This window comes from Variovorax paradoxus EPS, from assembly GCF_000184745.1.
GTDB classification, from domain to species: Bacteria; Pseudomonadota; Gammaproteobacteria; order Burkholderiales; family Burkholderiaceae_C; genus Variovorax; species Variovorax paradoxus_C.
Genome location: NC_014931.1, coordinates 4,656,613 through 4,683,481, shown reverse-complemented (window position 1 = coordinate 4,683,481; position 26,869 = coordinate 4,656,613). Strand labels below are relative to the sequence as shown.

The following is a 26,869-nucleotide window of genomic DNA, read 5'->3' as shown; positions in this document are numbered from 1 at the left end:
TTCCATGTCCGACATCCAAGACATTTCCACGCGCCGTGCCAACCTGACGGCGGAACAACGCGCGAAGCTGGCGCAGCGCCTGCGCGGCGCGGGCAGCGCCGACCGTGCCGAGCGGTCGTCGATTCCGCGGCGCCCGGCGGGCGAGCGCATCGCCTTGTCCTTCGCGCAGCAGCGGCAGTGGTTTCTCTGGAAGCTGGACCCGGCGGGCACCGCCTACCACCTGAGCGGCGGCCTCGTGCTCGATGGCCACCTCGACGCCCAGGCGCTGCGCGCCAGCGTGCAAGCGCTGGTCGATCGCCACGAATCGCTTCGCACTGTCTTCCGCGAGGCCGACGACGGCGAGGTTGAGCAGGTCGTTCAAGACACGGCCGACATCGCGTTGCCCTGCATCGACCTGAGCGCGCTCGCCGGCCCGGCACGCGAGGCCGCGATCCGCCAGGAGGTGCAGCGCATCCGCACCGATCCCTTCGACCTCACGCGCGGCCCGCTGATGCGTGCCGTGTTGCTGCGCGCCGGCGCGCAAAGCCACCGGCTGCTGGTCGTGATGCACCACATCGTGTCGGACGGCTGGTCGGTCCAGCTCATCCTCGACGAGCTGGCCGTGCAGTACGCGGCGCGCGTGCAGGGCCAGGTGCCCGTGCATGCCGGGCTGCCGATCCAGTACGCCGACTACGCCCGCTGGCAGAGCCGGTGGCTGGCCGAGGGCGAGGGCGAGCGACAGCTCGACTGGTGGCGTGGTCACCTGGGCGCGGAGCAGCCGGTGATTTCGCTGCACACCGATTACCCGCGCAAGGCCGATGGCCGCTATCGCGCGGCGCACCACACCTTCGCGCTGCCCGCTGACACCATCGAGCGGTTGCGGCAGCAGGCGCAAGGGCAGGGCGCAACCTTGTTCATGGCGCTGCTCGCCGGCTTCAACGCGCTGCTGTTCCGCCACACGGCGCAGACGGATGTGCGCGTCGGCGTGCCCATCGCCAACCGCAACCGCGCCGAAACGGCGGGCGTCGTCGGCTTCTTCGTCAACACCCAGGTGCTGCGCTCGCGAATCGATGCGTGCATGACGCTCGCCGAGCTTCTGGTGCAGACCCGCGACGCCGCCATCGGCGCGCAAACGCACCAGGACCTGCCTTTCGAGCAGCTGGTCGGCGCGCTGCAGCCCGAGCGCAGCCTGAGCGCCAATCCGCTGTTCCAGGTGATGTTCAACCACCTGCGCCGCGACCATCGCTCGCTGGCCGAGTGGCCCGGCGTTGCCGTGCAGCGGCTGGACTTCGAGGAAGAGGGCGCGCAGTTCGAGCTGACCTTGCAGACGCTCGAACTCGAGGACGGCCGGGTCGACGCGACCATCCTCTATGCGTCGGAGTTGTTCGACGTGCAGACCATCGAGCGCATGGCCGGGCACTACCTGGCGGTGCTGCAGGCGCTGGCAAATGAGCCGCAGCGGGCGGTGAGCGATGTCGCGCTGCTCGACAAGACCGAGCGCACGCAGCTTGCGTCGTGGAGCGAGAACACGCGGAGGCACGAAGGCGCGCAGCCGGTGCACCGGCAGATCGAGCAGCACGCACGACAAACGCCCGATGCGACCGCGCTGCTGTTCGGCGATGAAGCGCTGAGCTACGGCGAGCTCAACGCCCGGGCCAACCGTCTGGCCCACCGCCTGATCGCGCTGGGCGTGAAGCCCGAGGCCCTCGTGGGCATCGTGGTCGACCGCTCGGTGGAAATGATGGTGGGCATCCTCGCGATCCTGAAGGCCGGCGGCGCCTATGTGCCGCTGGACCCTGAGTACCCGGCCGACCGCCTGGCCTACATGGTTGAAGACAGCGGCATCGCGCTGCTGCTGACCCAGCGGCATCTGCGGCCGCTGTTGCCCGCAGGCGAAGCCCTCCGCGTGCTCGAACTCGACACCCTGGATGTCAGCACTGAATCCGCTACCGACCCGAAGGTCGCACTGCACGGCGAGCACCTGGCCTACGTCATCTACACCTCCGGCTCCACCGGCAAGCCCAAGGGCGCGGCGATCCGCCACGACGCCCTGTACAGCTGCATGGCCTGGATGCAGGAGACCTACCGCCTCACCGAGGCCGACACCGTGCTGCACAAGGCGCCGTTCGGCTTCGACGTCTCGTGCTGGGAGATGTTCTGGCCGCTGACCACCGGCGTGCGGCTGGTGATTGCCAACCCCGGCGACCACCGCGACCCCGAGCGGCTGGTGCAACTGATCCAGAGGCACCAGATCACCACCCTGAACTTCGTGCCCTCGATGCTGCAGGCCTTCCTGGCCCACGAGGGTATCGAGGCCACCACGCGGCTGCGCTACATCATCTGCGGCGGCGAGGCCATGCCCGCGGCCACGCAGCGCGAAGCCCTGCAGCGCCTGAAGGGCGCCTCGCTGCAGAACCTGTACGGCCCGACCGAGACCACCATCCACGTCACGCAGTGGACCTGTCGCGACGACGGGCTGAACCAGGTGCCGATCGGCCGGCCCATCAGCGACACGCAGGCGTACGTGCTCGATGCGCAGCTCAACGAAGTGCCCGCGGGCGTGGCGGGTGAGCTGTACCTGGGCGGGATCAACCTCGCACGGGGCTATCTGCGTCGCGCGGGCCTGACGTCCGAGCGCTTCGTGGCCACGAACAACGGCCAGCGGCTGTACCGCACGGGCGACCTCGTGCGCTGGAATGCGGAAGGCCAGATCGAGTATCTCGGCCGCATCGACCACCAGGTGAAGGTGCGCGGTTTTCGCATCGAACTGGGCGAGATCGAGGCGCAGTTGCTGGCGCAGCCCGAGGTGCGTGAAGCGGTTGTGGTGGCCGACGAAGGTCCATCGGGCGCGCGGCTTGTTGGCTATGTATCGGCGCACGCGGGCCAAGCGATCGACGTGACCGTGCTGCGCGGCCGGCTGGGTCGGGCGCTGCCCGACTACATGGTGCCGGGCGTGGTGATGGTGCTTGAGCGCCTGCCGCTGAATGCCAACGGCAAGGTGGACCGCAAGGCGCTGCCGCGTGCGGAGTTCACGAGCGAGCGGGCGTACGAGGCGCCCGAGGGCGTGGTGGAGCAGGCGCTGGCGGCCATCTGGGCCGAGGTGCTGGGCGTGGCGCGTGTGGGGCGAGGCGACAATTTCTTCGAACTCGGCGGCGACTCGATCCTGAGCCTGAAGGTGGTCGCGCGCGCCCACCGGCAGGGCATCCGGATGAGCCCGCGCCAGGTGTTCGAACACCAGGGCCTGGCGCTGATCGCCGATGCGATCCATGGCGACGATGCGGCGGACGTGCCCGCGATCCCGGCGCTGTCGACGTCGCAACGCGCGGGCGGTCTCGCGCTGTCCCATGCGCAGACGCGCCAGTGGTTCCTGTGGCAACTCGATCCGCAGAGCACGGCCTACCACGTCAGCGGCGCGCTGCGGCTCGCCGGTGCGCTCGACGCGGACGCGGTGCGCGCGAGCCTGAATGAACTGGTGCAGCGCCACGAATCGCTGCGCACGGTGTTCCGTGCCGATGCCTCGGGCATGGCCGAGCAGGTGGTCCGCGAAACCGGTGGCATCGATTTCTCGCTGATCGATCTGGGCAACGTCGCCGAAGACGGGATGCGCGAAGCCCGCGCCAGGCAGGAGGCCCGCCGCCTCAGCGACACGCCCTTCGACCTGGGCCAGGGCCCGCTGCTGCGCGTCGGCCTGATCCGCCTGGCGGCCGAGGTGCATGTGCTGGTCGTCGTGATGCACCACATCGTGTCCGATGGCTGGTCGATGCAGATCATCGTGGACGAATTCGTGGCGCGCTACCGCGCACGCGTCCTGGGCCATGCGCCGGACCTGCAGCCCTTGTCGCTCCAGTACGCGGACTACGCGGCCTGGCAGCGTGCCTGGCTCGAAGCCGGCGAGAAGGACCGGCAACTCGCCTACTGGAAGGCCCATGTGGGCACCGAGCAGCCCGTGCTGCAACTGCCCACCGACCATGCGCGGCGCGCGGATGGCCGCTACAGCGCCGTGCGCCACGGCTTCGCATTGCCCGACAGCCTCGTCAAGGCCCTGCATCGGCGCGCGCAGGGCCAGGGCGCGACGCTGTTCATGGCGCTGCTCGCGGGCTTCCAGGTGCTGCTCAGCCGCTACACGGGCCAGGAGGACATCCGCCTGGGCGTGCCGGTGGCCAACCGCCATCGGGCGGAGATCGAAGGCGTCATCGGATTCTTCGTCAACACACAGGTGCTGCGCGGCGTGATGGACGGCCGCTCGACGCTGTCGCAGGTGTTGGTGCAGGCCCGCGACACGGCGCTGGGCGCGCAGGCGCATCAGGACCTGCCGTTCGAGCAACTCGTGGAAGTGCTGCAACCCGAGCGCAGCCTGAGCACGAGCCCGCTGTTCCAGGTGATGTTCAATCACCAGCGAGGCGACTTTCGCGCGTTGCAGAGCCTGCCCGGTCTCACGCTGACGGATTACGAACTGGAAGCGCAGGCGGCCCAGTTCGAACTGGCGCTGGACACCAGCGAGGACATGGACGGCCGGGTGCAGGCGAGTTTCCGCTACGCGTCCGAGCTGTTCGACGCGCGGACGATGGAGCGCATGGCGGGGCACTACCTCGCGGTGCTGCAGGCACTGGCGGATGCGCCGCAGCAGGCGGTGGGCGACGTGGTGCTACTGGGCGAAGCCGAGCGCGCGCAGCTTGCGTCTTGGGGCGAGCGCAAGCAGGATTTCGAGAGCGCGCAGACAGTGCACGGCCTGATCGAGCATCAGGCCAAGGCGCAGCCGCAGGCGACGGCGCTGGTGTACGAGGACCGGGCGCTGAGCTACGGCGAGCTCAATGCGAGGGCCAACCGGCTGGCGCACCACCTGATCGCGCTGGGCGTGAAGCCCGAGGCCAAGGTGGGGATCGCGGTGGAGCGTTCGATTGCGATGGTGGTGGGGATCCTTGCGATCCTGAAGGCCGGCGGTGCGTACGTGCCGCTGGACCCGGCGTACCCGGCCGAGCGCCTGGCCTACATGGTGGCCGACAGTGGCGTTGCCCTGGTGCTGACGCAAAGCCACCTGAGCGTGCCCGGCACCCAAGCGCTGCAGGTGCTGGCGCTCGATGCGCTGGACACCGGCCATGAGTCCGACGCCGACCCGCAGGTTGCGTTGAGCGGCGAGAACCTGGCCTACGTCATCTACACCTCCGGCTCCACCGGCCGCCCCAAGGGCGCGCAGCTGTGCCATCGCAACGTGACGCGGCTGCTCGATGCGACAGAGCCGTGGTTCCACTTCGGACCCGAGGACGTGTGGACGATGTTCCACTCCTACGCCTTCGACTTCTCCGTGTGGGAGATGTTCGGCGCGCTGTGCACAGGCGGCAAGCTGGTGGTGGTGCCGTTCTGGGTGAGCCGCTCGCCCGAGGACTTCCTGGGGCTGCTGCGCGCGCAGCAAGTGACCGTACTCAACCAGACGCCCTCGGCCTTCGGCCAGCTGATCCACACGCCGGGTTTGGCGGATACCGAGGACCTGGCGCTGCGTCATGTGATCTTCGGCGGAGAAGCCCTGGAGCCCAACAGCCTTCGCACCTGGATGGAACGCTTTGGCGACGACAAGCCGCAGCTGATCAACATGTACGGCATCACCGAGACGACGGTGCATGTGACCTATCGCCGGATCACTGTGGCCGACCTTGGCCAGCAGCGCAGCCCGGTGGGCTTGGCCATTCCGGACCTGGGCCTGTGCGTGCTCGATGCGCAGTTGAACCGGGTGCCGATCGGTGTGGCCGGGGAGCTGCATGTGTCGGGCGAAGGCCTGGCGCGCGGCTATCTGAACCGCGCGGGGCTGACGGCCGAGCGCTTCGTGGCGACGGACCATGGGCAGCGGCTGTACCGCACGGGCGACCTGGTGCGCTGGAGCGGCGAAGGCCAGCTGGAGTACCTGGGCCGCATCGACCACCAGGTGAAGGTGCGGGGCTTCCGCATCGAGCTGGGGGAGATCGAGGCGCAGTTGCTGGCGCAGCCCGAACTCAGGGAGGCGATCGTGCTGGCCCGGGAGGGCCCCGGCGGCACGCGCCTGGTGGGCTACGTGTCGGTGCATGGAGGCCAGTCCATCGAGACGGGCGCGCTGCGCGAGCGGCTGGCGCAGACCTTGCCGGACTACATGGTGCCCTCGGCGCTGGTGGTGCTCCAAGGGCTGCCGCTGAATGCCAACGGCAAGGTCGACCGCAAGGCGCTGCCGGATGCGCAGGTTGCGAGCGAGCAGGTCTACGAGGCGCCCGAAGGGGCGGTGGAAGAAGCGCTGGCGGCCATCTGGGCCGAGGTGCTGGGCGTGGCGCGTGTGGGGCGAGGCGACAACTTCTTCGAGCTCGGCGGAGACTCGATCCTCAGTCTCAAGGTGGCGGCCCGTGCCCGCCGCAGCGATGTCCACGTGACCGCGCGCCAGATCTTCGAGCACCAGGTGCTGGCCAGGATTGCGAGCGCCATCGAGGTCGAGGTTGTGCGCGAGGCCAGGAAGATTCCCGTGCTGACGACCGCGCAGCGTGCCGGTGCCATGGCGCTTTCCCATGCGCAGATGCGCCAGTGGTTCCTGTGGCAGTTGGACCCGAAGAGCACGGCCTATCACATCAGTGGCGCGCTGCGCCTGGTGGGCGCGCTCGATGTGGATGCGGTGCGGGCCAGTTTCGGCGCGCTGGTGGCGCGGCATGAATCGCTGCGCACGGTGTTTCGCGCCGATGCACAGGGCCTGGCCGAACAGGTGATCCGCGAGGTCGGAGGGCCCGAGATGGCGCTGATCGACCTCGGTGCGGTGAGCGCGGACTATGAGCGCGAGACCCGCGCGAAGGACGCAGCAACGCGCTTGAGCGACGTGCCCTTCGACCTGAGCGAAGGTCCGTTGCTGCGCATGGGACTGGTCCGCCTCGCGGCCGAAGAGCACGTGCTGGTGGTCGTGATGCACCACATCGTGTCCGACGGCTGGTCGATGCAGATCGTGGTGGACGAGTTCGTGGCCCTGTACCGCGCACGGATGCAGGGCGCGGCACCGGGCCTGCAGCCCCTGCCGCTCCAGTACGTCGACTACGCGGCATGGCAGCGCCAATGGCTGGAGGCCGGTGAAGCGGAGCGCCAGCTGGTCTATTGGAAACAGCAGATCGGCACCGAGCATCCGGTGCTGCAATTGCCGGTCGATCATGCGAGACGCGCGGATGGCCGTTATCGCGCGGCGCGTCATGGCTTCGAATTGCCGGTCGAACTGGTCAAGGGCTTGCAGAAGCGCGCCCAAGGCCAGGGCGCGACGCTGTTCATGGCGCTGCTCGCGGGCTTCCAGGTGCTGCTTCATCGCTACACCGCCGAGCAGGACATCCGCGTGGGTGTGCCGATCGCCAACCGCCATCGCGCGGAAACCGAAGGCGTGATCGGATTCTTCATCAACACGCAGGTGCTGCGCGGCGTGGTGAACGACCGTGTGAACCTGTTGCAGATGCTGACGCAGGCACGCGATGCGGCAACGGGCGCGCAAGACCACCAGGACCTGCCGTTCGAACAACTGGTGGAGGCGCTGCAGCCTGAGCGCAGCCTGAGCACGAGCCCGCTGTTCCAGGTGATGTTCAACCACCAGCGCGCAGACTTCCGTTCGCTGCAAAGCCTGCCCGACCTCGCGCTGACGGAGTACGAACTGGGCGAGCAGGCGGCGCAATTCGAACTCACGCTGGACACCAGCGAAGGGCCGAACGGCCGGGTGCAGGCACGCTTCAACTACGCATCCGAGCTGTTCGACGCGCGGACGATGGAGCGCATGGCGGGGCACTACCTCGCGGTGCTGCAGGCACTGGCGGATGCGCCGCAGCAGGCGGTGGGCGACGTGGTGCTGCTGGGCGAAGCCGAGCGCGCGCAGCTTGCGTCTTGGGGCGAGCGCAAGCAGGATTTCGAGAGCGCGCAGACAGTGCACGGCCTGATCGAGCATCAGGCCAAGGCGCAGCCGCAGGCGACGGCGCTGGTGTACGAGGACCGGGCGCTGAGCTACGGCGAGCTCAATGCGAGGGCCAACCGGCTGGCGCACCACCTGATCGCGCTGGGCGTGAAGCCCGAGGCCAAGGTGGGGATCGCGGTGGAGCGTTCGATTGCGATGGTGGTGGGGATCCTTGCGATCCTGAAGGCCGGCGGTGCGTACGTGCCGCTGGACCCGGCGTACCCGGCCGAGCGCCTGGCCTACATGGTGGCCGACAGTGGCGTTGCCCTGGTGCTGACGCAAAGCCACCTGAGCGTGCCCGGCACCCAAGCGCTGCAGGTGCTGGCGCTCGATGCGCTGGACACCGGCCATGAGTCCGACGCCGACCCGCAGGTTGCGTTGAGCGGCGAGAACCTGGCCTACGTCATCTACACCTCCGGCTCCACCGGCCGCCCCAAGGGCGCGCAGCTGTGCCATCGCAACGTGACGCGGCTGCTCGATGCGACAGAGCCGTGGTTCCACTTCGGACCCGAGGACGTGTGGACGATGTTCCACTCCTACGCCTTCGACTTCTCCGTGTGGGAGATGTTCGGCGCGCTGTGCACAGGCGGCAAGCTGGTGGTGGTGCCGTTCTGGGTGAGCCGCTCGCCCGAGGACTTCCTGGGGCTGCTGCGCGCGCAGCAAGTGACCGTACTCAACCAGACGCCCTCGGCCTTCGGCCAGCTGATCCACACGCCGGGTTTGGCGGATACCGAGGACCTGGCGCTGCGTCATGTGATCTTCGGCGGAGAAGCCCTGGAGCCCAACAGCCTTCGCACCTGGATGGAACGCTTTGGCGACGACAAGCCGCAGCTGATCAACATGTACGGCATCACCGAGACGACGGTGCATGTGACCTATCGCCGGATCACTGTGGCCGACCTTGGCCAGCAGCGCAGCCCGGTGGGCTTGGCCATTCCGGACCTGGGCCTGTGCGTGCTCGATGCGCAGTTGAACCGGGTGCCGATCGGTGTGGCCGGGGAGCTGCATGTGTCGGGCGAAGGCCTGGCGCGCGGCTATCTGAACCGCGCGGGGCTGACGGCCGAGCGCTTCGTGGCGACGGACCATGGGCAGCGGCTGTACCGCACGGGCGACCTGGTGCGCTGGAGCGGCGAAGGCCAGCTGGAGTACCTGGGCCGCATCGACCACCAGGTGAAGGTGCGGGGCTTCCGCATCGAGCTGGGGGAGATCGAGGCGCAGTTGCTGGCGCAGCCCGAACTCAGGGAGGCGATCGTGCTGGCCCGGGAGGGCCCCGGCGGCACGCGCCTGGTGGGCTACGTGTCGGTGCATGGAGGCCAGTCCATCGAGACGGGCGCGCTGCGCGAGCGGCTGGCGCAGACCTTGCCGGACTACATGGTGCCCTCGGCGCTGGTGGTGCTCCAAGGGCTGCCGCTGAATGCCAACGGCAAGGTCGACCGCAAGGCGCTGCCGGATGCGCAGGTTGCGAGCGAGCAGGTCTACGAGGCGCCCGAAGGGGCGGTGGAAGAAGCGCTGGCGGCCATCTGGGCCGAGGTGCTGGGCGTGGCGCGTGTGGGGCGAGGCGACAACTTCTTCGAGCTCGGCGGGCACTCGCTGCTCGCACTGCGCCTGCTGGAGCGCGTGCGCGGCCAGGGCTGGCCGGTGCAGGTGCGCACCTTGTTCCAGCACCCGCAGCTGGGCGCCTTCGCCCAGGCGCTGCTGCAGGCGCAGGCGCAGGGCCACCGGGAGGTGGTCGTGCCGCCCAATCTGATCCCCGAGGGCTGCGAGGCGATCCAGCCGGCCATGCTGACCCTGGTCGAGCTCGATGCGGCGCAGATCGCGCGCATCGAAGCGGATGTGCCCGGCGGCGCAGCGAACATCCAGGACATCTACCCGCTGGCCCCGCTGCAGGAGGGCATGCTGTTCCATCACCTGCTGCAAAGCGCGGGCGACGCCTACGTCACGCCGCAGTTGCTGAGCTTCGACAGCCGCGAGCGGCTGGAGCAGTTCATCGACAGCTTCGACCAGGTGATCGCGCGCCATGACATCCTGCGCACCGCCGTGCTGTGGGAAGGCCTTGCGGCGGCCGTGCAGGTGGTGCACCGGCAGGCGAAGCTGCCGCTGCAGTGGTTGCAGGCCGGCAGCGACAGCGAAGCGGGGAGCAACGAGGCCGGCAGCGTCGAAGAGCGGCTGAACGCGCACGTGAACCCGGCGCACTACCGAATCGACGTGCGCCAGGCGCCCATGGTGCGCGCCATCGCGGCGCACGACCCCGTGGGCCAGCGCTGGCTGCTGCAGTTGCCCAACCACCACATGGTGCTGGACCACACCACGCTGGAGCTGCTGGTCGAGGAGATCGCGCTGATCCAGCAGGGCCGCCAGCACGAGCTGCCCGAGCCGGTGCCGTTCCGCCGCTACGTGGCGCAGGCGCGTCTGGGCGTGAGCCAGGCCGAGCACGAGGCGTTCTTCAGCGAGATGCTGGGCGACGTGGACGAACCGACAGCGCCGTTCAACCTGCTGGACGTGCAGGGCGACGGCACGCGCATCGAGGAGGTGCGCCTGCCGCTGGAGGCGGAGCTGGCCGTGCAGATCCGTGGCCAGGCGCAGCGTCACGGCGTGAGCGCTGCGACCTTGTTCCACCTGGCGTGGGCGCTGGTGCTGGGCAAGGCCACGGGCAAGGACGACGTGGTGTTCGGCACGGTGCTGTTCGGGCGCATGCAGGGCGGGGAGGGGGCCGAGCGGGCGCTGGGGTTGTTCATCAACACCTTGCCGTTGCGCGTGCGCCTGGGAGCGCGCGGTGTGCAGGCGAGCCTGCGCGAGACGCATGCGGCGCTGACGCAGCTGCTGCATCACGAGCATGCAAGCCTGGCGCTGGCGCAGCGCTGCAGCGGGTTGCCCGGGGGCACGCCGCTGTTCTCGGCGATGCTGAACTACCGCTACACGCCCAAGGCCGATGCCGGCGATGGCGATGGCGATGGCGAAGAACAAGAACGCAAGACCTCGGCCTGGGAGGGCATGGAGGTGCTGGGCGGCGAGGAGCGCACGAACTACCCGGTGACGTTGTCGGTGGATGACGAGGGAGAGGGCTTCGCGCTGGTGGCGCAGATCCATGAGGCGGTGGATGCGCAGCGCGTGTGCGGCTTCATGCATGCGGCGTTGAGCGGGATCGTGCAGGCGCTGCAGGATCAGCCGCAGCGCCCGGTGTGCGAGCTGGCGCTGATGCCCGCTGGGGAGACGGATGAGCTTGCGGCCTGGGGGGTGAACCCGCGCCGCTACGAGGATGTGCAGCCGGTGCACCGGTTGATCGAGCAGCAGGCCAGGCGCACGCCGGATGCACCGGCGCTGAGCTTCGGAGAGCAGACGCTGGGCTACGGCGAGCTCAATGCGAGAGCCAATCGGCTGGCGCATCACCTGATCGCGCTGGGCGTGAAGCCCGAGGCCAAGGTTGGGATCGCGGTGGAGCGCTCCCTGGAGATGGTGGTGGGGATACTGGCGATCCTGAAGGCTGGCGGTGCGTACGTGCCGCTGGACCCGGAGTACCCGGTGGAGCGGCTGGCCTACATGGTGGCCGACAGCGGCGTCTCCTTGTTGCTGACGCAGAGCCGCATCAAGGACCAGATTCCCGCCGATCCGAGCCTGGTGGTGCTGGCGGTGGACACGCTGGACACGAACAACCAATCCGACACCGATCCGCAGGTCGCGATCGACGGCGAGAACCTGGCCTACGTCATCTACACCTCCGGCTCCACTGGAAAACCCAAGGGCGTCATGGTGCGCCACCTGTCGCTCAGCCACTTCATGCTGAGCATGAAGGATGCGCCGGGCCTGACATCGGACGACGTGCTGGTCGCGGTCACGTCCCTGTCGTTCGACATCGCTGCTCTCGAGCTCTACCTGCCGCTGCTGAGCGGTGCGCACCTCGTGCTCGCGTCCAGGGATGTGGTGCGAAGCGGAAGCGCGCTCGGGGAACTGATGGACGCGTGCGGTGCCACGGTGCTCCAGTCCACGCCCGCGGGCTGGCGACTTCTGCGGGCCGGCGGATGGAACGGCAGCCGGCTGGCGAAGTTCAAGGGCCTGTGCGGCGGTGAAGCGCTGCAGGCGGACCTCGCGCAGGACCTGCAGGCGCTGGGCGTCGAACTCTGGAACATGTACGGTCCCACCGAAACGACGATCTGGTCGACGGCGGCCGAGGTTCGCGGCGGCCCTCGCATCGGCGGACCGATCGCGGCCACGCAGCTTCATGTGCTGGACGGATCACTGAACCCGACGCCCGCGGGCGTGCCGGGCGAGTTGTTCCTGGGCGGGATCGGTCTGGCGCGCGGTTACTTCGAACGCGCGGGGCTGACCTCCGAACGCTTCGTCGCCACGGACCACGGCCAGCGGCTCTACCGCACGGGCGACCTGGTGCGCTGGAACGTGGAGGGCCAACTGGAATACCTGGGTCGCATCGACCACCAGGTGAAGGTGCGGGGCTTCCGCATCGAACTGGGAGAGATCGAGGCGCAGCTGCTGGCGCAGCCCGAGGTGCGCGAAGCCGTGGTGGTGGCACGCGAAAGCGCGAGCGGCTCGCGGCTCGCGGCCTACATCGCGCTGCATGCCCAGGCGCATGTCGACACGGCGGTGCTGCGCGATCGGCTGGCGGTGACGCTGCCCGACTACATGGTGCCGGCCGCCATCGTCGTGCTCGACCGCCTGCCGTTGAACGGCAACGGCAAGGTCGACCGCAAGGCGCTGCCGGAGGCGGAGTTCACGAGCGATCGAGCCTACGAAGCGCCCGAAGGCGAAGTGGAAGAAGCGCTGGCGGCGATCTGGTCCGAGCTGCTCGGCATTGCGCGCATCGGCCGCAGTGACAACTTCTTCGAACTCGGCGGGCACTCGCTGCTCGCCGTCCAGGTGGCGTCGCGCGTGCAGGCCGCGATGCATGCCGACCTGCGGATCCAGGACATCTTCCCGAATCCGACGCTGCTTGGCATGGCCGCCCTGATCGCGGCAGCCGGCAGGAAAAAACCAACCGACGAGTCCCTCCTGGACATCGACGCATTCATTGACAGCATGGAGACAGCTTGATGGAAACCACGGCGACTCGCCGCATTGCGGAACGCTTTTCTCGACTGACTTCCGAGCAGCGCCGGGCGGTCTACGAGAAGATCCGTGCCGAAGGCCTGACCATCGGCCAGTTTCCGATTCTTGTCAGGGACGCATCGGCCCTCGATCGCTGCCATCTCTCGTATGCGCAACTGCGGCAGTGGTTCCTCTGGCAGTTGGATCCGCAGAGCACGGCGTACCACATCAGCGGTGCACTGAGGCTCAAGGGCACGCTCGACGCGGAGGCCGTGCAGGCGAGTTTCGCGGCGCTGGTGGCGCGGCATGAATCGTTGCGAACGGTGTTTCGCGCCAACGCCGATGGCCTGGCCGAGCAGGTGATCCGCGAGGACAGCCGCTTCGACATGCAGCGGGTGGACCTGGGCGACGTGGCATCGGAAGCGCGCGAGGCGCGCGCCGACGAGGCCGCCCGCCAGCTGAATGCGCTGCCCTTCGACCTGAGCGCCGGGCCGTTGCTGCGCGTCGGCCTGATCCGCCTGGCGGTCGACGACCACCTGCTCGTGGTGGTGATGCACCACATCGTGTCCGACGGCTGGTCGATGCAAGTAGTCGTCGACGAGTTCGTGACCCAGTACCGGTCGCATGCGTGTGCCGAGGAATCCGACCTGCAGCCCCTGCCGATCCAGTACGCGGACTATGCGGTGTGGCAGCGCAACTGGCTGGAGGCCGGGGAGAAGGACAGGCAGCTCTCCTATTGGAAGGAGCAGCTGGGTACCGAGCATCCGGTGCTTCAGCTGCCGGTGGACCATGCACGGCGGGCCGATGGCGACTATCGTGCGGCGCAACAGAACTTCGAGCTGCCGCGCGAGCTGGTCAAGGGCCTGCAGAAGCGGGTCCAGGGCCAGGGCGCGACGCTGTTCATGGCGCTGCTCGCGGGCTTCCAGGTGCTGCTCGGCCGCCATACCGGCCAGCGGGACATCCGCGTGGGTGTGCCCATTGCGAACCGGCACCGGGTGGAGACCGAAGGCGTCATCGGCTTCTTCGTGAACACGCAGGTGCTGCGCAACGTGGTGGACGGGCGTGCGAGCCTGTCGCAGGTGCTGTTGCAGGCGCGCGAGGCGGCACTGGGCGCGCAGGCGCACCAGGACCTGCCGTTCGAGCAGCTCGTGGAGGCGTCGCAACCCGAGCGCAGCCTGAGCACCAGTCCGTTGTTCCAGGTGATGTTCAACCACCAGCGCGCGGACTTCCGTTCGCTGGAGAGCCTGCCCGGCCTCACGCTGGCGGAACACGGCCTGGGTGTGCAGGCGGCGCAGTTCGAACTCACCCTCGACACGACCGAAGGCACGGACGGCCGGGTGCTGGCGAGTTTCAGCTATGCCCGCGAGCTGTTCGATACGCAGACGATGGTGCGGATGGTCGGGCACTATCTGGCCGTGCTGCAGGCCCTGTCGGAGCGGCCGGATCAGGCCGTGGGCGATGTGCCGCTGCTGGGCGAAGCCGAGCGTTCGCAGCTGTCGACGTGGGGCGTGAACGCGCAGGCCTACGACGACGCGCAGCCAGTGCACCGCCTCTTCGAGCACCATGCGGCGCAGCGGCCCCATGCGCCCGCGTTGCTCTTCGGCGAGCAGGCGCTGAGCTATGGCGAACTCAATGCCAGAGCCAATCGCCTGGCGCATCACCTGATCGCACGGGGCGTGAAGCCCGAGCACCGCGTGGGCATCGCGGTGGAGCGTTCGGTGGAAATGATGGTGGGCATCCTCGCGATCCTGAAGGCTGGCGGCGCCTACGTGCCGCTGGACCCCGAGTACCCCGCCGATCGCCTGGCCTACATGGTCGAGGACAGTGGCATCGGGCTGCTCCTCACGCAATCGCACATTGCGGCACGTCTGTCGTTCGGCCGCTCGCTGGCAACGCTCGCGCTCGATGCGCTGGACCTGCACGCGCTGCCCGCGCACGATCCGCAGGTCGCGCTGCACCGCGAGAGCCTCGCCTATCTGATCTACACCTCGGGTTCCACCGGCAGGCCCAAGGGCGTCGGCATTGCGCACCATGCCCTGGTGCAGCATGCCCAGGAGTCCGTCCGCTTCTTCGGCCTCACGCCGGCGGACCGCATGCTTCAGTTCTCGACGCTGAATTTCGACGGTTTCGTCGAACAGGCGTTTCCTCCGCTGGTCGCGGGCGCCGCGATCGTGTTGCGCGGGCCGGTTCTCTGGGACAGCGACACTTTCTACCGCGAGTTGATCGGCAAGCAGATCAGCGTGGCCGACCTCACCACGGCCTACTGGCTGTTGCTCGCGCAGGATTTCGCACGCCACGGCGTCCGCTCGTACGGCGCGCTGCGACAGGTTCATGCGGGCGGCGAAGCCATGCCGCCCGAAGGGCTCAATGCCTGGCGCAAGGCGGGGCTGGCGGGGATCACGCTGCTCAACACCTACGGACCGACCGAGGCGACAGTGACCGCCTCGATTCTGGACTGTGCACCCTACCTGGAGGCCGGCCGCGAACTGCCGCAGCGCATGCCGATCGGCGTGCCGCTGGCGGGCCGCGCGCTGCGCGTGGTAGGCGCCGATTTCAGCCTCGTGCCGCAAGGCGCGGCCGGAGAACTGTGCATCGGTGGCGCGCTGCTGGCGCGCGGCTACCTGGGGCGCCCGGGACTGAGCGCGGAGCGCTTCGTTGCCGATTCGTTCGACGCGCAGGGCGGGCGACTCTATCGCACCGGCGACCTGGTGCGATGGAACTCGCAGGGCCAGCTGGAGTACCTCGGCCGCATCGACCACCAGGTGAAGATCCGCGGTTTCCGGGTCGAACTGGGAGAAGTCGAGGCCAGCCTGCTGGCGCAGCCGGAAGTGCGCGAAGCCGTGGTGGTCGCGAACGAAGGCCCTTCGGGCGCGCGCTTGGTGGGCTACGTGTCGGGGCAAGGCATCGACGCGGCACGGCTGCGGCAGAAGCTCGGCGAGATGCTGCCCAACTACATGGTGCCCGCGGTGCTGGTGGCGCTCGATGCGCTGCCACAGAACGCCAACGGCAAGGTGGATCGCAAGGCGCTGCCCGCGCCCGAGTTCATCAACGACAAGACCTATGAAACGCCTGCCGGCGAGGCGGAACAGAAGCTCTCGGCCATCTGGGCCGAGGTGCTCGGAGTTGCCCGTGTGGGCCGCAACGACAATTTCTTCGAACTCGGCGGGCATTCGCTGCTTGCGCTGCGCCTGCTGGAGCGCGTGCGCGGCCAGGGTTGGTCGGTGCAGGTGCGCACGCTGTTCCAGCATCCGCAGCTCGCCGCCTTTGCACAGGCGCTGGTGCAGGAGCAGGGACGGCGCGAAGTGGTCGTGCCGCCCAACCTCATCCCCCCGGGTTGCGAGGCGATCGAGCCCGGGATGCTCACGCTGATCGAACTCGATGCCGGGCAGATCGCGCGGATCGAGGCGGCCGTGCCGGGCGGCGCCTCCAGCATCCAGGACATCTACCCGCTCGCGCCGCTGCAAGAGGGCATGCTGTTCCATCACCTGCTGCAGACGGAAGGCGATACCTACGTCACGCCGCTTGCGCTCAGCTTCGATGGCAAGGAACGCCTGGAGCGCTTCGTCGACAGCCTCAATCGGGTGATTGCACGGCACGACATCCTGCGCACGGCCGTGCTGTGGGAAGGACTGAAGGAGCCGGTGCAGGTGGTGCATCGACAGGCGCGGATGCAGCTGCAGTGGCTGGTGATGGGCGACGGCCCGTCGACGGTGGCCGAACGGCTGAATGCCCATGTGGACCCTGCCCATTACCGCATCGACGTGCGCAGTGCGCCGATGATCCATGCCGTGGCTGCGCACGACCCTGCAGGGCAGCGCTGGCTGTTGCAACTGCCCAGCCACCACCTGGTGCTGGACCATGCCACGCTGGACCTGCTGGTCGAAGAGATCGCGATGGTCCAGCAGGGCAGGTCGCACGAACTGCCCGCGCAGGTGCCTTTCCGGCGTTACGTGGCGCAGACCCGCCTGGGCGTGAGCCGTGCGGAACACGAGGCCTTCTTCGGCCAGATGCTGGGCGACGTGGACGAGCCAACGGCACCGTTCGACCTGCTGGATGTGCAGGGCGACGGCACGCGCGTCGAAGAAGGCCGACAGCTGCTGGAAGCACCGCTGGCCGCGCGGATTCGCCAGCAGGCACAGCGCCATGGGGTGACCCCGGCCACGCTGTTCCACTTGGCCTGGGCTCTGGTGCTGGCCAAGACCACGGGCAAGGACGACGTGGTGTTCGGCACGGTGCTGTTCGGACGCATGGAGGGTGGCGAGGGCGGCGACCGGGCGCTCGGCCTGTTCATCAACACGCTGCCGGTGCGCATCCGGCTGGGCGCGCAGGACATGGTGCAGTGCCTGCGGCAGACGCACGCCGCGCTGACCGGGCTGCTGCATCACGAGCATGCAAGCTTGTCGCTGGCGCAGCGCTGCAGCGCCTTGCCGGGCGGTACGCCACTGTTCTCGGCGCTGCTCAACTACCGCTACAGCCCGCAGGTCGTGCAGACGGAAGATGCCTTTGCATGGGACGGCATGGAGGTGCTGGGCGGCGAAGAACGTACCAACTATCCGCTCGGCATGTCGGTGGACGACCTGGGCGAAGGCTTCGAGCTGGTGGCGCAGGTCCATGAAGCCATCGACGTGGCGCGCGTGTGCGGCTACATGCATGCCGCGATTCGGGGCGTGGTCGACGCATTGGCGGAAAAGCCGGAGCAACTCGCCTCCGAGATCGACGTGATGTCCGAATGGGAGCGACTGCAGCTTGCGTCGTGGAGCGAGAACACGCGGAGGCACGAAGGCGCGCAGCCGGTGCACCGGCAGATCGAGCAGCACGCACGGCAAACGCCCGATGCGACCGCGCTGCTGTTCGGCGATGAAGCGCTGAGCTATGGCGAGCTCAACGCCCGGGCCAACCGTCTGGCCCACCACCTGATCGCGCTGGGCGTGAAGCCCGAGGCCCTCGTGGGCATCGTGGTCGACCGCTCGGTGGAAATGATGGTGGGCATCCTCGCGATCCTGAAGGCCGGTGGCGCCTACGTGCCGCTGGACCCCGAGTACCCGGCCGACCGCCTGGCCTACATGGTTGAAGACAGCGGCATCGCGCTGCTGCTGACCCAGCGCCACCTGCGGCCGCTGCTGCCCGCAGGCGATGCATTGCGGGTACTCGAACTCGACACCCTCGATGTCGGCACCGAATCTGCCGCCGATCCGAAGGTCGCGCTGCACGGCGAGCACCTGGCCTACGTCATCTACACCTCCGGCTCCACCGGCAAGCCCAAGGGCGCGGCGATCCGCCACGACGCCCTGTACAGCTGCATGGCCTGGATGCAGGAGACCTACCGCCTCACCGAGGCCGACACCGTGCTGCACAAGGCGCCGTTCGGCTTCGACGTCTCGTGCTGGGAGATGTTCTGGCCGCTGACCACCGGCGTGCGGCTGGTGATTGCCAACCCCGGCGACCACCGCGACCCCGAGCGGCTGGTGCAACTGATCCAGAGGCACCAGATCACCACCCTGAACTTCGTGCCCTCGATGCTGCAGGCCTTCCTGGCCCACGAGGGTATCGAGGCCACCACGCGGCTGCGCTACATCATCTGCGGCGGCGAGGCCATGCCCGCGGCCACGCAGCGCGAAGCCCTGCAGCGCCTGAAGGGCGCCTCGCTGCAGAACCTGTACGGCCCGACCGAGACCACCATCCACGTCACGCAGTGGACCTGTCGCGACGACGGGCTGAACCAGGTGCCGATCGGCCGGCCCATCAGCGACACGCAGGCGTACGTGCTCGATGCGCAGCTCAACGAAGTGCCCGCGGGCGTGGCGGGTGAGCTGTACCTGGGCGGGATCAACCTCGCACGGGGCTATCTGCGTCGCGCGGGCCTGACGTCCGAGCGCTTCGTGGCCACGAACAACGGCCAGCGGCTGTACCGCACGGGCGACCTCGTGCGCTGGAATGCGGAAGGCCAGATCGAGTATCTCGGCCGCATCGACCACCAGGTGAAGGTGCGCGGTTTTCGCATCGAACTGGGCGAGATCGAGGCGCAGTTGCTGGCGCAGCCCGAGGTGCGTGAAGCGGTTGTGGTGGCCGACGAAGGTCCATCGGGCGCGCGGCTTGTTGGCTATGTATCGGCGCACGCGGGCCAAGCGATCGACGTGACCGTGCTGCGCGGCCGGCTGGGTCGGGCGCTGCCCGACTACATGGTGCCGGGCGTGGTGATGGTGCTTGAGCGCCTGCCGCTGAATGCCAACGGCAAGGTGGACCGCAAGGCGCTGCCGCGTGCGGAGTTCACGAGCGAGCGGGCGTACGAGGCGCCCGAGGGCGTGGTGGAGCAGGCGCTGGCGGCCATCTGGGCCGAGGTGCTGGGCGTGGCGCGCGTGGGTCGCAACGACAACTTCTTCGAACTCGGCGGGCACTCGCTGCTCGCGTTGCGCCTGCTGGAGCAGGTGCGTTCGCAGGGATGGAAGGCGCAGGTGCGCACGCTGTTCCAGCAGCCGCAGCTGGCTGCTTTCGCGGCTGCGCTCGTGCAGGAGCAGGGGCGACGCGAAGTGGTCGTGCCGCCAAACCTGATTCCCGCCGGGTGCGCGTCGATCGAGCCCGCCATGCTCACGCTGATCGATCTCGATGCCGCACAGCTTGCGCGCATCGAGACCGCGGTGGAGGGCGGTGCATCCAACATCCAGGATATCTATCCGCTGGCCCCGCTGCAGGAGGGCATGCTGTTCCATCACCTGATGCAGGCCGAGGGCGATGCCTACATCACCTCGCATGCCATGGGTTTCGACAGCCGCGAGCGGCTGGAGCGGTTCATCGACAGCTTCAACCAGGTGATAGAGCGCCACGACATCCTGCGCACGGCCGTGTTGTGGGAGCACCTGCCGGACCCGGTGCAAGTGGTGCAGCGCAAGGCGAAGCTGCAACTGCAATGGGTGGCGGACGCGGTGGGCGGTGCCGAAGCGCCAGGTGCCGCAGAGCGTCTGCAAGCGCATGTGGATCCTGCGCACTACCGCATCGACCTGCAGCGGGCGCCGCTGATCCGGGCCGCTGCCGCGCATGACGCCGTGCACGGGCGCTGGCTGCTGCAACTGCCCAGCCACCACATGGTGCTGGACCACACCACGCTCGCGCTGCTGGTCGAAGAGATCACCCTGATCCAGCAGGGCCGCCAGCACGAGTTGCCCGAGCCGGTGCCGTTCCGCCGCTACGTGGCGCAGGCGCGCCTGGGCGTGAGCCAGGCAGAGCACGAGGCGTTCTTCAGCGAGATGCTGGGCGACGTGGACGAACCGACAGCGCCGTTCGACCTGCTGGATGTGCAGGGCAACGGCACGCAGGTGAAGGAAGCGCGCCTGCGGCTGGCGCCGCAGCTCGCGGGGCAGGTGCGCAGCCAGGCGCAGCGCTACGGTGTGAGCGCGGCGACGCTGTTCCACCTGGCGTGGGCGCTGGTGCTGGGCAAGGCCACGGGCAAAGACGACGTGGTGTTCGGCACGGTGCTGTTCGGTCGCATGCAGGGCGGGGAGGGGGCCGAGCGGGCGCTGGGGTTGTTCATCAACACCTTGCCGTTGCGCGTGCGACTGGGCGCGCAAAGCGTGGAGGCCTGCGTGCGGCATGCACATGCGGCGCTGACCGGCTTGCTGCACCATGAGCACGCCAACCTGTCGCTGGCGCAGCGTTGCAGCGCGCTGCCGGGTGGCACGCCGCTGTTCTCGGCGCTGTTGAACTATCGCTACAGCCCGGAAATGGCGCCGGTCCAGGACGATGGCCGGGCTTCAGCCTGGGAGGGCATGGAGTCGCTGGGCGGCGAGGAGCGGACCAACTACCCCTTCGGCATGTCGGTGGACGACCTGGGCGAAGGATTCGAACTGGTGGCGCAGATCCACGAGGCGGTGAATGCACAGCGCGTCTGCGGCTTCATGCGCGCCGCGATCGACGGCATCGTCGATGCACTGGCGAAGCAGCCGGCGCGGCTGGTTTGCGAACTCGACCTGATGGCGGCGCAGGAGAAGGCGCAGCTTGCGTCTTGGGGCGAGCGCAAGCAGGATTTCGAGAGCGCGCAGACAGTGCACGGCCTGATCGAGCATCAGGCCAAGGCGCAGCCGCAGGCGACGGCGCTGGTGTACGAGGACCGGGCGCTGAGCTACGGCGAGCTCAATGCGAGGGCCAACCGGCTGGCGCACCACCTGATCGCGCTGGGCGTGAAGCCCGAGGCCAAGGTGGGGATCGCGGTGGAGCGTTCGATTGCGATGGTGGTGGGGATCCTTGCGATCCTGAAGGCCGGCGGTGCGTACGTGCCGCTGGACCCGGCGTACCCGGCCGAGCGCCTGGCCTACATGGTGGCCGACAGTGGCGTTGCCCTGGTGCTGACGCAAAGCCACCTGAGCGTGCCCGGCACCCAAGCGCTGCAGGTACTGGCGCTCGATGCGCTGGACACCGGCCATGAGTCCGACGCCGACCCGCAGGTTGCGTTGAGCGGCGAGAACCTGGCCTACGTCATCTACACCTCCGGCTCCACCGGCCGCCCCAAGGGCGCGCAGCTGTGCCATCGCAACGTGACGCGGCTGCTCGATGCGACAGAGCCGTGGTTCCACTTCGGACCCGAGGACGTGTGGACGATGTTCCACTCCTACGCCTTCGACTTCTCCGTGTGGGAGATGTTCGGCGCGCTGTGCACAGGCGGCAAGCTGGTGGTGGTGCCGTTCTGGGTGAGCCGCTCGCCCGAGGACTTCCTGGGGCTGCTGCGCGCGCAGCAAGTGACCGTACTCAACCAGACGCCCTCGGCCTTCGGCCAGCTGATCCACACGCCGGGTTTGGCGGATACCGAGGACCTGGCGCTGCGTCATGTGATCTTCGGCGGAGAAGCCCTGGAGCCCAACAGCCTTCGCACCTGGATGGAACGCTTTGGCGACGACAAGCCGCAGCTGATCAACATGTACGGCATCACCGAGACGACGGTGCATGTGACCTATCGCCGGATCACTGTGGCCGACCTTGGCCAGCAGCGCAGCCCGGTGGGCTTGGCCATTCCGGACCTGGGCCTGTGCGTGCTCGATGCGCAGTTGAACCGGGTGCCGATCGGTGTGGCCGGGGAGCTGCATGTGTCGGGCGAAGGCCTGGCGCGCGGCTATCTGAACCGCGCGGGGCTGACGGCCGAGCGCTTCGTGGCGACGGACCATGGGCAGCGGCTGTACCGCACGGGCGACCTGGTGCGCTGGAGCGGCGAAGGCCAGCTGGAGTACCTGGGCCGCATCGACCACCAGGTGAAGGTGCGGGGCTTCCGCATCGAGCTGGGGGAGATCGAGGCGCAGTTGCTGGCGCAGCCCGAACTCAGGGAGGCGATCGTGCTGGCCCGGGAGGGCCCCGGCGGCACGCGCCTGGTGGGCTACGTGTCGGTGCATGGAGGCCAGTCCATCGAGACGGGCGCGCTGCGCGAGCGGCTGGCGCAGACCTTGCCGGACTACATGGTGCCCTCGGCACTGGTGGTGCTCCAAGGGTTGCCGCTGAATGCCAACGGCAAGGTCGACCGCAAGGCGCTGCCGGATGCGCAGGTTGCGAGCGAGCAGGTCTACGAGGCGCCCGAAGGGGCGGTGGAAGAAGCGCTGGCGGCCATCTGGGCCGAGGTGCTGGGCGTGGCGCGTGTGGGGCGAGGCGACAACTTCTTCGAGCTCGGCGGGCACTCGCTGCTCGCACTGCGCCTGCTGGAGCGCGTGCGCGGCCAGGGCTGGCCGGTGCAGGTGCGCACCTTGTTCCAGCACCCGCAGCTGGGCGCCTTCGCCCAGGCGCTGCTGCAGGCGCAGGCGCAGGGCCACCGGGAGGTGGTCGTGCCGCCCAATCTGATCCCCGAGGGCTGCGAGGCGATCCAGCCGGCCATGCTGACCCTGGTCGAGCTCGATGCGGCGCAGATCGCGCGCATCGAAGCGGATGTGCCCGGCGGCGCAGCGAACATCCAGGACATCTACCCGCTGGCCCCGCTGCAGGAGGGCATGCTGTTCCATCACCTGCTGCAAAGCGCGGGCGACGCCTACGTCACGCCGCAGTTGCTGAGCTTCGACAGCCGCGAGCGGCTGGAGCAGTTCATCGACAGCTTCGACCAGGTGATCGCGCGCCATGACATCCTGCGCACCGCCGTGCTGTGGGAAGGCCTTGCGGCGGCCGTGCAGGTGGTGCACCGGCAGGCGAAGCTGCCGCTGCAGTGGTTGCAGGCCGGCAGCGACAGCGAAGCGGGGAGCAACGAGGCCGGCAGCGTCGAAGAGCGGCTGAACGCGCACGTGAACCCGGCGCACTACCGCATCGACGTGCGCCAGGCGCCCATGGTGCGCGCCATCGCGGCGCACGACCCCGTGGGCCAGCGCTGGCTGCTGCAGTTGCCCAACCACCACATGGTGCTGGACCACACCACGCTGGAGCTGCTGGTCGAGGAGATCGCGCTGATCCAGCAGGGCCGCCAGCACGAGCTGCCCGAGCCGGTGCCGTTCCGCCGCTACGTGGCGCAGGCGCGTCTGGGCGTGAGCCAGGCCGAGCACGAGGCGTTCTTCAGCGAGATGCTGGGCGACGTGGACGAACCGACAGCGCCGTTCAACCTGCTGGACGTGCAGGGCGACGGCACGCGCATCGAGGAGGTGCGCCTGCCGCTGGAGGCGGAGCTGGCCGTGCAGATCCGTGGCCAGGCGCAGCGTCACGGCGTGAGCGCTGCGACCTTGTTCCACCTGGCGTGGGCGCTGGTGCTGGGCAAGGCCACGGGCAAGGACGACGTGGTGTTCGGCACGGTGCTGTTCGGGCGCATGCAGGGCGGGGAGGGGGCCGAGCGGGCGCTGGGGTTGTTCATCAACACCTTGCCGTTGCGCGTGCGCCTGGGAGCGCGCGGTGTGCAGGCGAGCCTGCGCGAGACGCATGCGGCGCTGACGCAGCTGCTGCATCACGAGCATGCAAGCCTGGCGCTGGCGCAGCGCTGCAGCGGGTTGCCCGGGGGCACGCCGCTGTTCTCGGCGATGCTGAACTACCGCTACACGCCCAAGGCCGATGCCGGCGATGGCGATGGCGATGGCGATGGCGAAGAACAAGAACGCAAGACCTCGGCCTGGGAGGGCATGGAGGTGCTGGGCGGCGAGGAGCGCACGAACTACCCGGTGACGTTGTCGGTGGATGACGAGGGAGAGGGCTTCGCGCTGGTGGCGCAGATCCATGAGGCGGTGGATGCGCAGCGCGTGTGCGGCTTCATGCATGCGGCGTTGAGCGGGATCGTGCAGGCGCTGCAGGATCAGCCGCAGCGCCCGGTGTGCGAGCTGGCGCTGATGCCCGCTGGGGAGACGGATGAGCTTGCGGCCTGGGGGGTGAACCCGCGCCGCTACGAGGATGTGCAGCCGGTGCACCGGCTGATCGAGCAGCAGGCCAGGCGCACGCCGGATGCACCGGCGCTGAGCTTCGGAGAGCAGACGCTGGGCTACGGCGAGCTCAATGCGAGAGCCAATCGGCTGGCGCATCACCTGATCGCGCTGGGCGTGAAGCCCGAGGCCAAGGTGGGGATCGCGGTGGAGCGCTCCCTGGAGATGGTGGTGGGGATCCTGGCGATCCTGAAGGCCGGCGGTGCGTACGTGCCGCTGGACCCGGAGTACCCGGTGGAGCGGCTGGCCTACATGGTGGCCGACAGCGGCGTCTCCTTGTTGCTGACGCAAAGTCACCTGAGCGTGCCCGGCACCGAAGCGCTGCAGGTGCTGGCGCTCGATGCGCTGGACACCGGCCACGCATCCGACGCCGACCCGCAGGTTGCATTGAGCGGCGAGAACCTGGCCTACGTCATCTACACCTCCGGCTCCACTGGAAAACCCAAGGGCGCAGCCAACCGCCACCGCGCGCTGTACAACCGCCTCGCGTGGATGCAGCAGGCCTATGCGCTCGGCGACGACGACACCGTGCTGCAGAAGACCCCCTTCAGTTTCGACGTGTCGGTGTGGGAATTCCTCTGGCCCTTGATGTTCGGCGCCCGGCTGGCCGTTGCGCTTCCGGGCGATCACCGCGACCCCGCACGCCTGCGCACCCTGATCGCGCAGCACCGGGTCACGACCTTGCACTTCGTGCCTTCGATGCTGCAGGCCTTCCTGGCGCAGGAGGGCGTTGAGGCGTGCACCTGCCTGCGACGCATCGTGTGCAGTGGCGAGGCCTTGTCGGCCGAAGGACAGAACGAGGTGTTCAGGCGACTGCCGCAGGCGTCGCTCTACAACCTGTATGGACCCACCGAGGCGGCCATCGACGTGACGCACTGGCACTGTCGCGACGATGGGCAGAGCCAGGTGCCGATTGGTCGGCCCATCAGTGACACGCAGGCCTGCGTGCTGGATGCGCAGCTCAACGAAGTGCCCGCGGGCGTGGCGGGAGAGTTGTACCTGGGCGGCGTCAACCTTGCGCGGGGCTATCTGAACCGGGCGGGGCTGACTGCCGAGCGCTTCATTGCGACAGCGCAGGGCCAGCGGCTCTATCGCACGGGCGACCTGGTGCGCTGGAACGTGGAGGGCCAACTGGAATACCTGGGTCGCATCGACCACCAGGTGAAGGTGCGGGGCTTCCGCATCGAACTGGGGGAGATCGAGGCGCAGCTGCTGGCGCAGCCCGAGGTGCGCGAAGCCGTGGTGGTGGCACGCGAAGGCGGCGGTGGTGCGCGGCTGGTGGGGTATGTGTCCGCGCATGCGGGCCTGGCCATCGAGACCGTGGGGCTGCGCGAGCGGCTGGCGCAGACCTTGCCGGACTACATGGTGCCCTCGGCACTGGTGGTGCTCCAAGGGTTGCCGCTGAATGCCAACGGCAAGGTCGACCGCAAGGCGCTGCCGGATGCGCAGGTTGCGAGCGAGCAGGTCTACGAGGCGCCCGAAGGGGCGGTGGAAGAAGCGCTGGCGGCCATCTGGGCCGAGGTGCTGGGCGTGGCGCGTGTGGGGCGAGGCGACAACTTCTTCGAGCTCGGCGGGCACTCGCTGCTCGCACTGCGCGTGATCACCCATCCCGGTGTGCGCGACCTGCCGGGACTCGAGCTCAACCTGCAGGTGTTGATGACGCATCCGACCATCGGCGGCATCGTCGATGCCTCGCGTCAGGACCACCTGAAGTCGTCGGCGCTGACCCTTCTGAACAAGGCCGTCGACACGGTTCCTCCGTTGTTCTGCATCCATTCCGGCCTGGGCACCGTGCTCGGTTATCTGTCGATCGCGCAGAAATTCAACGGTTCACGGGCGGTCTATGGCCTGGCCTGCAGGACCCTTGCCAATCCTGCGCACAGGGACGAGTCTCTGGACCAGATGGCGGGCGACTATGTGGCGATGATCCGTGCCGTCCAGCCTTCCGGTCCCTACCACCTGCTGGGCTGGTCTCTCGGCGGCACACTGGCCGCGCGAATGACGGCGAAGCTGGAAGCGCAGGGGCAGGCGGTTCATTTCCTGGGTCTGGTCGACTCCTATGTGGCCCTGGACGACGCCCCGTACACGCTGGACGACTGGCGCACCGATTTCGTCGAGTTCCTGGCGTCGATCAACGTCCACCTCGACCCCTCGATCCGCATACCGGAATACGTCGATGATCCGCTGCAAACCGAGGCTGCCTTGCAGGCCTGGGTCGATCTACGGATGAAGGAAGGTCTCCTGCCCGACGACAGCAGATACAGCAACGTCAGCGCTGCGGAACTCGTGCGGCTGTTCGTGGTCAGCCGAAGCCTCAGCGAAACGACGCTGCGCTCCAACGGGCAGGTCGCGCCGCTGAATGCACAGGCGAATTGCTGGTGGGTGAAGGACCGTCCGGAATCCCTGGTTCAGGGGCTGGCGCTGCAGCTCGGCCCGGACCGGGTCTCGCACAAGCGCGTCGATGCCAACCACCTCGAGATCGTCGCCAGCGAGGTGCTGTTGGCCGATCTGTCGGTGCTGCTCGATCCGTCACGGGATCGCGGTCGGGTCTAGAGAGGAGAGAGTGGCGAAGCGC

2 protein-coding genes are annotated in these 26,869 nt (G+C 68.5%); both read left to right on the top strand.

Features of this window, described 5'->3' with window-relative positions:
- Positions 1 to 4 precede the first annotated feature (4 nt).
- Complete coding sequence (locus tag VARPA_RS21560) at positions 5 to 12,946, top strand: non-ribosomal peptide synthase/polyketide synthase (protein WP_013542705.1); 12,942 nt, start codon at positions 5 to 7, stop codon at positions 12,944 to 12,946.
- Positions 12,946 to 26,847, top strand: coding sequence for a non-ribosomal peptide synthetase (locus VARPA_RS31710; protein ID WP_013542704.1), 13,902 nt, complete (start codon positions 12,946 to 12,948; stop codon positions 26,845 to 26,847). Before VARPA_RS21560 ends, VARPA_RS31710 begins: the two co-directional genes overlap by 1 nt.
- The last annotated feature ends 22 nt before the right edge of the window (positions 26,848 to 26,869 follow it).

What these genes read in the sequence shown, in the direction of transcription:
- VARPA_RS21560 (WP_013542705.1), top strand. Translation starts at nt 5, where the DNA reads ATGTCCGACATCCAAGACATTTCCACGCGCCGTGCCAACCTGACGGCG.
- VARPA_RS31710 (WP_013542704.1), top strand. Translation starts at nt 12,946, where the DNA reads ATGGAAACCACGGCGACTCGCCGCATTGCGGAACGCTTTTCTCGACTG.